The organism is Pedobacter westerhofensis (assembly GCF_900182595.1).
Lineage (GTDB): Bacteria > Bacteroidota > Bacteroidia > Sphingobacteriales > Sphingobacteriaceae > Pedobacter > Pedobacter westerhofensis.
In genome coordinates this window covers 352,749-365,623 of the sequence record NZ_FXTN01000003.1, presented here as the reverse complement: position 1 = coordinate 365,623, position 12,875 = coordinate 352,749, and the positions used below count along the sequence as shown (strand labels likewise).

The 12,875-nt window shown below is 40.6% G+C and carries 11 protein-coding genes; 10 read left to right on the top strand and 1 reads right to left on the bottom strand.

What is annotated here, in order from left to right:
• Positions 1-7: 7 nt before the first annotated feature.
• Entirely contained in the window at positions 8-3,385 is a 3,378-nt protein-coding gene (locus tag FN831_RS06930) for a hypothetical protein (protein ID WP_142527480.1), read from the bottom strand.
• A 396-nt stretch (positions 3,386-3,781) separates the two neighbouring features.
• Here FN831_RS06930 and FN831_RS06925 point away from each other — a divergent pair, with 396 nt between their 5' ends.
• The 10 genes from FN831_RS06925 (at position 3,782) to FN831_RS06880 (ending at position 12,851) form a co-directional block, all read left to right on the top strand.
• Positions 3,782-4,567: a hypothetical protein gene (locus FN831_RS06925; protein ID WP_142527479.1), complete on the top strand. Its 786-nt coding sequence runs from the start codon at positions 3,782-3,784 to the stop codon at positions 4,565-4,567.
• Positions 4,568-4,746: 179 nt separating this feature from the next.
• Entirely contained in the window at positions 4,747-5,166 is a 420-nt protein-coding gene (locus FN831_RS06920) for a type IV pilin protein (protein ID WP_142527478.1), read from the top strand.
• Positions 5,166-5,678 (top strand): prepilin peptidase, encoded by a 513-nt coding sequence (locus FN831_RS06915; protein ID WP_142527477.1) that lies wholly within the window; start codon positions 5,166-5,168, stop codon positions 5,676-5,678. Before FN831_RS06920 ends, FN831_RS06915 begins: the two co-directional genes overlap by 1 nt.
• Positions 5,668-7,083, top strand: a complete 1,416-nt coding sequence (locus FN831_RS06910; protein ID WP_142527476.1) for a GspE/PulE family protein — start codon at positions 5,668-5,670, stop codon at positions 7,081-7,083. Before FN831_RS06915 ends, FN831_RS06910 begins: the two co-directional genes overlap by 11 nt.
• Entirely contained in the window at positions 7,083-9,053 is a 1,971-nt protein-coding gene (locus tag FN831_RS06905) for a type II secretion system protein GspD (RefSeq protein ID WP_142527475.1), read from the top strand. Before FN831_RS06910 ends, FN831_RS06905 begins: the two co-directional genes overlap by 1 nt.
• Position 9,054: 1 nt before the next feature.
• Positions 9,055-10,215: a PilN domain-containing protein gene (locus FN831_RS06900; protein ID WP_142527474.1), complete on the top strand. Its 1,161-nt coding sequence runs from the start codon at positions 9,055-9,057 to the stop codon at positions 10,213-10,215.
• Between the two features lie 2 nt (positions 10,216-10,217).
• Positions 10,218-10,757 (top strand): hypothetical protein, encoded by a 540-nt coding sequence (locus FN831_RS06895; RefSeq protein ID WP_142527473.1) that lies wholly within the window; start codon positions 10,218-10,220, stop codon positions 10,755-10,757.
• A gap of 25 nt (positions 10,758-10,782) precedes the next feature.
• Positions 10,783-11,730 carry a fibronectin type III domain-containing protein gene (locus FN831_RS06890; RefSeq protein WP_142527472.1) on the top strand — a complete coding sequence of 316 codons (948 nt, stop codon included), beginning with the start codon at positions 10,783-10,785 and terminating at the stop codon, positions 11,728-11,730.
• 3 nt (positions 11,731-11,733) lie between these two features.
• Positions 11,734-12,243, top strand: coding sequence for a hypothetical protein (locus FN831_RS06885; protein WP_142527471.1), 510 nt, complete (start codon positions 11,734-11,736; stop codon positions 12,241-12,243).
• Positions 12,240-12,851 (top strand): toxin-antitoxin system YwqK family antitoxin, encoded by a 612-nt coding sequence (locus FN831_RS06880; protein WP_142527470.1) that lies wholly within the window; start codon positions 12,240-12,242, stop codon positions 12,849-12,851. The genes FN831_RS06885 and FN831_RS06880 overlap by 4 nt, the downstream gene beginning before the upstream one ends.
• Positions 12,852-12,875 lie beyond the last annotated feature (24 nt).

Genomic DNA, 12,875 nt, shown 5'->3' with positions numbered 1-12,875 from the left:
CGTTGTATTATGGCCTGTAGTGGTAATCAATGTTCTTAATAATATTACCATTTTGATCAAGTATGTTGATTAATCGTTGTGAGGCATCATACTGATAAAACGTAGTATTATCCTTCACATCGGTTGAACTTGTCAATCCAACACCTGGATAATACGTGTAAGTACTCATTTGCCCGTCATTAGGATAAATCTTCACATCATCAATAGCATCTCCTAAAGTTAGAGTCGTGGGACCCGTATACTCTGATTCCCCTGAAAAAACCCACTTTCCACTTTGCAGATACCAAAAACTATAAAGATATTTTTTGGCGCTATTTGGTAATGAAAAATTTAATGAATAATCTCCACTATAGTAATGACTACCAGTATGTCCGCTGCCGGCAATAGTACCGTTTCCACCTTCTTCAAAACTTAAAAATTTAAAGTCAGACGGAGCTCCATTAAAGCATTTAGCGATAGGATAATTACCATCATACCCCCAAATATAGCTTACATTTTGTTCAGAACTTCTATTCAACAAATCTTGGGAGAGGATATTTCCACTATTACTGTCGTATGTATACTGAGCTCTGTTAACATATTTTGAGTCACTAATTATCGAATCAAAAAATCCATCTGCGGTGATCGATTCCTGATTAGGTCCGGCACTCGGACTAGTCAATTCTAATTTATATTCATTTTTGGGCTTATAAACAGAATTATCGTATTCAGTAATGGTTCCTGCCGTCAATACAGAATCTGTAGCGGACTTCTTCAGCCAGCTTTGCTGCTCAATAACAGGCGATACAACATGAGCATCAAGCAATGAACCCATTACTCTCGAACTATAATTTTCTGGATATTTGTATTTAGTAAGTCTTTGATATCCGTTAGACAATTCCTCATTTCGCTGTAAAAGATTATGGGTTTTACGGATATCATTTACGAATGTATTCCTTACAATAGTAGAGTCACTGTCAGCGTATGATGTAATCGTGTTAGATGTATTGTATACCCACGCAGAAGGATATAATTGATACCATTTCCAGTTAAAATTTCTCATTCTTTCAGGTCCGGCACCACTTTGAACTATAGCCTGAATAGTTTGAATTGGTTTTAAAGCAGAAAATACCGTGTCTAATTTGAGCCCATAAGTATACTGATTTTTTAAAATGGCAGAATAACCAGAGCTGGTCTTTTTATAATCAGTCTTTTCACTCAGCCTTACATCAGTCATTAAGTAATCATATGCATTCAGATAAGATATAAACTTACTTCTACTCTTTAAAGTATCAACAGCTGAAACATCATTTTCGTCCACTTGTTTATAATACATCTCCTGGTTCAAGAGGTCAGATAATGTGGCGGAAATAGATGAACTATAAACTTGATATTCATCATTAGAAGGCAAAGTGAGTGAATAAGTTACGACCTTATAACTAGGGTTAGTGAGATAATCAACGCCCTTTACCAATACTCCCGTAGAAAAGCCTAGGTCGTCCACATAAGAGTAACTTTTTGTCAATGATGGCGATGTTTGACCAGGTGTATTGGAAAAACTAAGAATTCTTTTTATTCGTTGACCGGGACCAGCTACGCCTTCAATTGGAATATTTGTGGAATAGGAATATCCAACATACCCATTTACACTTAACTCTTTTGAGTCGCACTTCACATCAATCTGGTAGTCGCCAGCAGGAAGGTTTACAGTTTCAAGAATTCCTGAATTTTGATAGTTATAATTGATCAGAAATTTTCTCGTAACGCCGGAAGTACCATCCACAGGTGTTATTGTTACCTCAGGCTCAATATTTTTTGTTAATGCATTGGGTCCATTTGGTGCATTGGGATCGCTACTGGTTGCTTCTTTCGGATTACGCCTGTATGAGACTGTAACATCTTGCTTGTAAGCCAACTTGAACGTATTACTATATAATAGTAGAGTATTATCCGACGCGTTTGATCTAAAAAGGTCACCGGCAACGGTTGTAGCTTTTTGGACGTAATTCTTGCCTGTGAAATACATATTTGGTTCATATTCAAATCTCGTCTCACCACCTGTCGGATAAGTTACCTTTGTTAACATCCCCAACAATGACCCGCTCGGCTCTCTGTTTGCACCGCCATTAACAATTGTATTAGGTATAATAATGTTTGGACTGGTACTTCCGTTCACATAACCCCAATGATCTACTGCATCAGTTAAAACCGGAAAAGTTGCCGCATCATTGTACTCAAACGAATGTGTTTTCTTTGAGTTCTCATAATCTTCTATTACATTCAACAATTTCAACGGGGAAGCCAGCATATGCCCAGCCCCAAAATAGCCATAATTGAATTTAAATTTATTAATGGTACTTCCAAGATTATTCACGAACGACACATTGTCAATAGCATAAGCATTACCATCAATATCTGTACGAGCAACTGTTTGTGTATTAAAATTAACCGTCATCTTCGAAGTAGAAATACTACTCAGGTGTATTGCATTGATGGTGGTAGGCAATGACGAAGATTTTTGTTCCAAGACTGAATTTCCGATGGCCTTTTTCAGATAACTCTGACTTGAAGATCCATGCATAATTATGGGGTCACCACCGGCATACGAAAAACTAATAATTTCCTTTTTGTCCGGTGGCTGAATACTCGTTAAATACCAGGATGAGATATGAGTCGGAATAGAATATGATGATGTTGAACTATTTTTTGGTGTACTGGTCTCTGTAGTACTAAAAGTATAGACATTGCCTTTTTCAGTGGTTATAGTAAATGGGCCAGACGAAGTTCCCGTAATTTTCAATTTTCGGTATGGGAATTGGTAAATCTTATCCTTAAAAAACATAAAACTACCAGAATATTCACCAAAATTATATACATAAATATCTGGCTCTGTATCGTATGTACCGAAATACGTCGCACCTTCAAGGTAAACTTGGACATTCTCGAGATTAACGTTTCCTGACGCACTGTAATTGTCGATACTATGATCATAACGATATTGAGACGGCGTCAGTTCATCTACTTTATCTCTAATAATCCGCGTAATAACACCTCCAGCATTTAATGTCCATCCCAGCCCTACTGATGAAGCTTTTTCAAAAGACTTAAGACCGTTGTTGTGGTAATTTAAACTTATTGGTACCGAAATATCCTTACCCTCGGCAGTTCCAAGATTGATTGCTATATCTGGCACTCCAGTATAAAGGCTTACAGGTATCAACCCATATTTTCCTAGCGCCATTGCATCTGGGGATGGGGGGATTACCGCCGTCCCAACTTCTCTTGAAGGTATAGGTACAGTCTGTGATTGTGCACAATACGTTTCTAACAGAAACAGCGTCAGAAAGCAGTGGAGGTATAAAAGACTTTTATCAAAGCTAAAAGTCGTTGAGCAATTCATTTTCATCGGTCACTTATAATTATTAGCATTAAATACATATTGATGCTTCCAAACAGCTACTCACTATTTAACATTAGCAATAGCGGAATATACAAACCAGCGCATGAAGGAGTTAAGAGCACTAATCAACACAGTAATATTTGTTTTTAAAAATGAATATATTTATTTTTAAAAACAAGAAAATTTCTTAAATAATTTTTATAAATTGATTATTTAAAATATAAAAAACCTCAAACCACATTTAATTTCTAAAGTAACAATGTAAAAATACTTATCTATATTTTAAATTTTCCTATTGAACTTACCTAACTTGGAAATTTAGAAATAAGTTGTGTATAAAATTAATACATTAAGAATGTTCGTACTATTATTTATATTTACTGAAATTAACTTCTCTCAATAATGAAAAAAATCTATTTGCTAATTCTTTCTTCTTTAGGTTTAAGTTCCGCCTCAAATGCTCAGTGGCAAAATCAAGGTATCGATTTATTTACCTTAAATAGTGGCAGTGTTGGTATTGGTACACAAATTCCATCCAGTTATGTGCATGGAGGAAATAATAAAGTACTAGAAATATTCAACCCTAATACGGTCTTGAATAGCCAATCGCACCTCGTACTAAGTACGGGGTCTGTATTGAATGGAGGTTCGGCTGGTACATTAACATGGATTTCTAAGAATTCTCAAGCATCGAAAGCCATGGCATATATTGCTTGTTATCAGGAAGGTGATGCTACCACAAATGCTTCTGGAGGTATAGCATTTGCAACGTCAGATGGTGGTGATTTGACACATAGAATGTACATTGGCAAAAACGGGAATGTTGGAATCGGTCCCGGTACAAAAAACTTATCTGAAAGACTATCTGTAAATGGAACTATACGTGCGGTCGAAATAAAAGTTGAAAATAAAAACTGGCCTGACTATGTTTTTAAGGATGATTATGGGAGACCATCGCTTAAGGAGATTGCAGTGCAAATTAAAAATACTGGTCATTTACCTGGAATTCCTTCTGCAGAGGAAGTTAAATCAAAAGGAGTGGAGCTTGGAGACATGAATGCAAGGTTATTAAAAAAAATTGAAGAGTTAACCCTCTATTTAATTGATAAAGATAAAGAATTAGATAGTCTCAAAGAGCGTATGAATAAGATCGAAGCTAATAACAAACCTCGAATTCTCGCTCCCTAATTAGAAAATGGATTTGGTGCTGAACTTAACTATTAGCAAATCTATCTGTTCTTATGTAGTGAAGAATTGGAGTTTTTATATTCAATAATATTCCTGCGATTATCGCAAGCGTAAATTAACTCAAAAATATTTAATTATCTTCGGGGAATGTGTTAAATTAGAAGAATTAAACGTCTCCAATGAATTCAATGATTTTAAATAGAAAAGTTAAGGCTTACACACTTACAGAAATTCTTGTAGTGCTTGTTATTATCGGAATCCTTGTTCTTTTGGCCTTGCCCAATCTATTGCCTTTAATTACCAAGGCAAAGACCACTGAAGCCAAGATCCAACTGGAACACCTATCCACTTTAGAAAAAAGCTTCTTCTACGAAAAATCCAAATACAGCACTGATCTGACAGAAATTGGATTTATACAGGAAAAACTGACCACCGACGGAAAAGATGGTAAAGCAAATTATAAGATAACAATCGTTAGTGCTACCAATACTGGTTTTCTGGCTAGGGCAACGGCAGTAGCCGATTTTGATGGCGATGGCACCTTTAATGTTTGGGAAATAGATCAGGATAAGAATCTTAAAGAAGTAACCCCGGATTAATGTTATTCTTAACGCTCTTCGTTCTTCTCTGCCTGGGCTTTATCTGTTATCAGGATATGCGTTACCGTGCTGTATACTGGATCTGCTTTCCTTTGCTTGCCATATCAATGTTTATTTTGAAACTGGATAATGCCACCTGGAAGGACGCTCTGATACAAAGCTTATGGGCACTTGCTTTTTTTGGGATTCAGCTATTTGCACTTTGGGGATATCTTTCGCTGAAGCACAAACAAATTGTAAACATCACCAGAAATTACCTTGGACTGGGAGATATTCTTTTTTTATGGGCAATTGCTTTCTATTTATCTCCTGCAAATTACATCCTGTTTTATATCGCAAGCTTAATTCTGATTCTGATATACACCATCGCCCGGCGGATAGTGCAAAAGAATGCTAATCCGGAAATACCACTGGCGGGATTACAGGCATTATTGCTCAGTATGATACTCATTGTCTCAGTGATCAACCCAAATTTGCAACCTTATACTGATTCATGGATCTATGGATTTTAACCCAGCCTATTTAAATGTATTTAGCAAAGAGCAGGCCTGGCATTATCGGATCCTGCCTAAGCTCAACGATGACACAGGACTGATTCTATTGTGTGATGAATCTGAAAATATAATCAGCTTGTCTGATGAACTGGAGATTGTGCTTGGAAAACGGATCATCCTTGATCCCCAGCCAGCAGCCACGATCAGTCAGTTGCTCAACCTGCACTATCCTAAAGAAAACGGGCAGCATCAGTTTGCTAAAATGACCCTGGCTATTGAGGGCGACGGGTTCCTGAATGACCTGATCCGTGAAGCCCGGACTTTAAAAAGTAGTGATATCCATATTGAAATTTACGAAGAGCGCTGTCGTGTAAGGATTAGAATTGACGGCATGATGGTGGAGCGGTATGTACTTAAAAAAAGTGACTATCCCGCACTAATCAATAAGATCAAAATTATGGCCAATCTGGATATCGCGGAGAAACGCCTGCCCCAGGATGGAAGGATCAACTTTAAGATGAACGAGGAGCAATTTGATATTCGGGTATCCATTTTACCTACCTTGCATGGCGAAAAAGTGGTTCTGCGTTTATTAAATAACAATGCAGCGAACATCGACCTGAAACATGTTGGTTTTTCCGACTTTGATCTGGAGAACTATATGCAGGGAATTAAAAGGCCCAATGGTATCATACTTATCAGCGGGCCGACAGGTTCCGGAAAAACAACGACCTTGTACGCAACCCTTAAATACCTCAATAAAGAAACCAGGAATATACTTACCATTGAAGATCCGATAGAATACACCCTGCAGGGCATTAACCAGGTACAGCTCAAAGAAAGCATCGGACTTACATTCGCCTCTGCGCTGCGGACTTTCCTGCGGCAGGATCCTGATGTGATTATGGTGGGGGAGATCCGTGATCCTGAAACGGCCAACATGGCAATCAGGGCAGCCCTTACAGGTCACCTTGTTTTATCAACTGTGCACACCAATTCAGCCTGGGGTACAGTCTCGCGTTTAATGGATATGGGCATTCCACCATTTTTAGTTGCCAACACCCTTAATACGTCGGTAGCACAGCGGCTTCTTCGTTTACTGTGCAATAATTGTAAAGAGGAAGCGCCCTTTGATGCTTCCCTGTACCCCAAACAGTTTAAGCCTTTTGCCCCGATCAGTCGGCATTATCTGGCTAAGGGTTGTGACAAATGTTATCATACCGGATATAGTGGAAGAAAAGCAGTTTACGAAGTCATCCCTTTAGATCATGAGCTCAGCCACGAAATCAAACAGGGTAATTTATATATCAACCCGCTGCTGGCAGAACGGGGGATTAAAACATTGGGGGAAAATGCTTTCGCATTATTTGCCAATGGCCAGACAACTATCGAAGAAATTTACCCACTACTTTTTACCAATTGATGAGGAACTTATACCCGCGCTTTCAATTTCTTAATAAAATTATACTTTGTGGTATCCTTTTGATCCTTTGCCATAGCGTTATAGTTTCTGCCCAAACGCAGGAGCAAACACAAGCAGCCAACGAGAGAGTTAGGGTGGTACGCGAAAGATTAAATAACCTGTCCATTACTGTCCCGGGATTGAACCAGAAGGTGCAGATGAATGTTTCCGGGGTATCTGCGCAGGAGTTCCTTCGTGCCCTGGCCCAGGCGAATAACCTGAATATCAATATTGATCCTCAGCTCAATTTTAAGATCTTTAACAATTTCACCAACGAAACAGCGCTGAATGTGCTGGTATTTTTAACCAAAGAATACAATCTGGATATTAACCTGATCGGCTCAATCATGTCTGTTACCAAAAGCCCGGAGCCCAGACTGGTGATTCCACTGCGGGAGATTAATGCCAGATATGATCGCCCTAATAATACTTTAAGCCTGGAGCTCAATAACGATACCCTATCCCAGGTTGCGCGCAAAATCACAATGATCTCCGGTAAAAATGTAGCCGTACCCAATGCTTTGCTCAACAAAAAGGTTACTGCCTTTTTCTCAGATGCACCTTTTGAAACAGCACTTGAAAAGCTGGCATTCACTAATGATCTCAAACTGGTGAAGACCAACGATAATGTTTACGTCTTTCAGGCATTGACTGATGATGAGGAATTGTATATCAACGCAGATAAAAACACTTCTGTGAGAAGGAACCTGAGACCAGTAGGTGCACAAAGTACAGGCAATAATTTTCGCCTGCAGAGCCGCACAGTTGCTGGCAGGAAACTGCTCAGCGTTGATGCGCTCAATGTAAATATGTCTGATGTGATCAAGACAGGTGCCCAGGAAGTCAATGCAAGTTATTTTCTATATTCAGATATCAAGGGCGGCATCACGATGCGGGTAAATGATATCAGCTATGAAGATTTGCTCTCCGCAATCTTTAACGGCACGGACTATACCTACCGTCAGGAAAATGGGGTTTATTTAATTGGCGATCGTAAAACAGAAGGGCTGCGGGCCCATAAAATTATCCAGCTGCAGAACCGTTCACTGGATACGATCCAGAATATGATCCCTGCAGAATGGAAAAGAGGGGTTGAGATTAAAGAATTCAGGGAGCAGAACACCATCCTGTTATCCGGATCATCTCCCCAGATCACCGAAATTGAATCCTATATCCGCAAACTGGACAAACTGGTACCAATGGTACTGATTGAGGTGACGATGATCGATATCCGAAAAGGGAAAGCCATCAAAACAGGTATCAGCGCAGGTGTGGCCGACAGCGTGAAAACCGGAGGGACAGTCTTTCCGGGGCTGGATTATACCTTTGGTGCCAAATCTATTAACAGTTTCCTGTCCAGTTTAGGCAAGAACAATTCGATCAACCTGGGGCGGGTGACGCCTAATTTTTATGTATCGCTCAGTGCGCTTGAAACCAACAGTAATGTTGATATCAAATCCGTACCTAAACTATCCACATTAAACGGGCATAGTGCAAAGCTTAGCATTGGTAACAAAAGATATTACAGTACCAGTACCCAGAATGTAATCCCTTCGCTTACTACGCAAACGGTGGTTACGCAGCAGTTTACCCCGGTAGAGGCCAATTTGGATATCGATATCAAACCTATTGTTTCCGGAGATAACCAGGTTACGCTTACCATCAAGGTGAATATATCTGATTTTGTCGGCGATCCTCCCGCTAATCAACCCCCGCCTACTTCTACTAGTAAGTTTGAATCCATCATCCGGGCAAAAAACGAAGACATGATTGTTTTAGGAGGAATTGAACGTACTGAGAGTTCTGAAAGCGGATCTGGTGTACCTGTGCTGTCAAGAATTCCTATACTCAAGTGGCTTTTCAGCAGCAGGAGCAAAGCCACCAATAAAGTAGTAACAGTAGTATTTATCAAACCAACAATTATCTATTAATATGGAGTTTGGGTTGCACAGTGGAATCACCGCCTGCACAGGCGCCGAAGTAAACATCCTTGCTGATGGTACATTCGGTATCCGTGTAGTACAGATTTCTTTGCAAAAGAAACTTGTTCAGATTTTATCAAAAAAGGAATACACTCTTGGGATTAATCAGATCAAAACCATAGACATACATGGACCTGTTGCCATTACACTGACGGGTAAAGGTGTGCTGATTAAAAAAAGTGCTGTACTGGAAACGGTTACCGAACAGAGTTTAAGGAATTTGTTTCCCAGCTATAAACCAGAGGAATTTTATGTTCAGCATTTCCGTTCGGCAGCATATTCTTTTGTTGCCTTCGTAAGGAAAGAGATCGCTGACAGTCTGATTTCCGCTTTCAAAAAGCAAGGGGCAGAAATCCTGCTCCTGGGGCTTGGACCCTTTGTTACGGATCATATTCTGACTCAACTTAACCACTACGCCAAAAGCCTGAACTTTGATGGTCATCAACTTTCACTCGATGAAGACAAAGCTTGGATCGATTATGCCTATGAGCAGGGAGCCAGAGCGGGTTTTGACCTGAAGATTGATATTGAGCCCATTCCCGAGCAATTTGTACTTTCCTATGCTGCTGCATTTCAGTTGCTGCTGAATGACAGGTTAGAGCTGATCACAGTTGAGTCGGAGGAGTTTAAAAATGATCTGCTTGAGGCTACAGCAAAGCTGAAATTCAAACAAATTGGAACACTGGTCCTGTTTTTCTTCTTTTTGATACTGCTTTTAAATTTCTTATTATTTAGCTATTACAACGCCGCTAATCAGGAACTCGCTGGCAAGGTAGGACAGCGCTCCGACCGCTACACAGACCGGCAGAAGCTCGAAGCTGAGGTGAAAGAGAAAGAAGCCCAAGTAAAGCTGATTGGGTGGAATCGCGGGATACGTTATGCTTATTTATGCGACCAGATCGGGCAGACTGTCCCTGCTGCGGTGAGTTTAAGCGAATTGAGCATGGACAACAGTATCAGGATTAGTGGACAGTCCGCCAATGTTTATATCGTCCATGACTGGATTTACGCACTGAAAAAGGAACCATGGGTAAAAGGTGTTCAACTGGAAAAATATGCTACCGATGATCAGAAGGAAGCACAGGTATTTACGCTTAATGTAAAGTATTAAAAATGTTCAAAGGGCTGAGCTACATACAAAAGAACAAACTACTGTGGCCAGTGGCAGGGGTTGGAATCCTGTTGTGCTGGTTTTTGGCCTTTAGCAGAACTTTTGAAGCAGCAAAATTACACGGAGAGCTCATGCGGGAAACCGAAGTCACAGGTGATCTTTCCTACAATCCGGCGCATATGCAAAAGAAACTGGAGGCGCTGCGCGGTATATTAAAGTCTTACAGGGTAAGCCCCGAAAACTGGAGCAATGAACTGTGGATGAAGGCTTCGGCTATGGCTATGAAGAACCAGTCAGGTATTGATTACACGGTAAGCAAACCTTTAGCAGAAAGAGATACAACTACCCTGGGGAACACCGAAACGATCTATTGCTACGGACATTATATCCAGCTGGTGAAATTGATCGACACACTGGAGCGTAGCCCGGGAATTGGAAAGATCTCTGGTTTGCAGATCAGGTCACCGAAAGAAGATGTCCGGGGAGAACGCGCCGGAATGTGCATGTTAAAAATGGAATTTAAAGGATTAACAGACCTGTAGTGATACAGGCAAAATTGAGATAAAGATGGAAAGAGCAATACCCTTTAGGAGATTAATTATTTCACTGTTATTTGTCCTAACTGGATGCAAGGAGTTTATCGAGCCTTCTATACAGGACAGGAAAGTGAACTTGCTGGCACCTGCAGCCAATACAGAAAGTATCCAGTATGCCCAGAGCTTCTGGTGGGAGCCAGTAGAAGATGCACTGAAATACCGGTTACAGGTTGTTTCGCCGAATTTCACTAACACAGCGAGATTAATACTGGATACGCTGATTACTCCCAACAGGTTTAATTTTACGCTGGATCCGGGAAATTATGAATGGCGGGTCAGAGCTGAAAATGGGAGCAGTCAGACCGCCTATACGACATCCAATTTTATCATTTATGCCAGTTCAATCAAGGACCAGCAGGTACAGCTGCAGGTTCCTGCAAATAATTCTGTCACAGCCAGCGGCAGCCAAACTTTCAGCTGGTTAAAATTGTATGGGGCAGAGCAATATCATCTGGAAATTGACACGAATAATTTTGCGGATGAGAAAGTCCTGTTTTTTGACAAAACAACCCCTAATCTGGAATACAATGTTCCTTTAACAAGGGATAAGATCTATCAATGGCGTGTAAAGGCATTAAATGATACCGCAGAATCCAAATGGTCAGCCATTCAGAACGTTACTTTTGATAGCACACCACCTGCCCAGGTCACATTAACTACACCAGCAACCGGAGTTGCAGCTACTTCTCCCGTGACCCTCAGGTGGGATGCTGCAGCTACTGCTGCCAGATACCAGCTGGTGATTTATAAGAGCGATCAGACCACGCCATACAGTAGTATTTTTCCGGTCAGTTTGACCACAACCAGTTATACATTTACAGGTGTCCTGGGCGAAAAAGTTTACTGGCAGGTACGTGCGATAGATGCAATAGGAAATGTGGGAGCTTATAGTGAACTCAGGAATTTTACTGTTCAATAGATCATGCAGCCGGTTAAAAATAAAGGTGTAACTTATTTGTTGATCGCTGCTGTTGCGGTGGTATGGGGGATTATCATCTATCGGGTTTTGTTTACCGACCCTCCTTCCGAGCAGGATTTCGTGGCTGGGCCCACACCTGTGCACGAACCCTTTGATGAGTACATCGCTAAAGAGGATACACTCCGGCTCTCTTTGAATTACAGGGATCCTTTTTTAACTAATGCAAATGCAAATGCAGCTGCAGCTGCAGAAGCTACAGCTACAATGGCTCCTGTTCCACATGCTGCACAGCCAATGAAACCTATCGCACCACCTGTCAATTGGGGAGCCATAAAATACACAGGTTACATCACTAACCCTAAGACAAAAAAGCAGGTGTCCATTTTAACGGTTAACGGAAAAGAGCGGATGGTTGCTGAAGGAGAAAGCCTTGAAGGAGTAAAGCTGTTGAAAAACAAAAGAGATTCAGTACTGCTGAGCTGGATGGGCAAACAAAAATATATCAAACAATGAAAGAAATCTATATACGCTTTTTACAGTCTTTTTTATGCATCGTATTGCTTGGCGGAAGCGTACAGGCACAATCGTATGTAGAAAAGATGCTGAGCTATAAAGTAACTGTACATTATCCTGATCACATGGTGAATGCGCATGTGAAACCGGGCGGGGCACCGGCCCTCAAAAGCGACAGGCAATATTACTGGTTTTCGGGAAACCAGATTAACATGACCCAGGGAGGATACAGTGGCAAGCTACTCAATGGGGACTATGAAGACCTGTACAACAATAAAAATTTGAAAGCTTCTGGCGCTTTTGAACAGGGTTTAAAAACTGGTGTCTGGAAAAACTGGACAGAAGATGGTGTCCTGAAAGACCAGTTCACATTTAACGAGGGCCAGCTGGATGGAACCTATGTGAAGTATGATATTGCAGGAAAAATTAAAGAAAAGGGTATTTATCATCATGACCTCCTGGAGGGTAAACAGGAAATAGTATCTGCTGACAGTACGATCGTAGTGTATTATCATGATGGGAAGATCTACACCCCGAAAAATATTGTTCCCAAATTCTTCCGCAAGTTTTTACCAAAGAAACCGATCAGGTCAAATCAACCAAAATAAGCGATGATGTTCAGGGCGGCCACA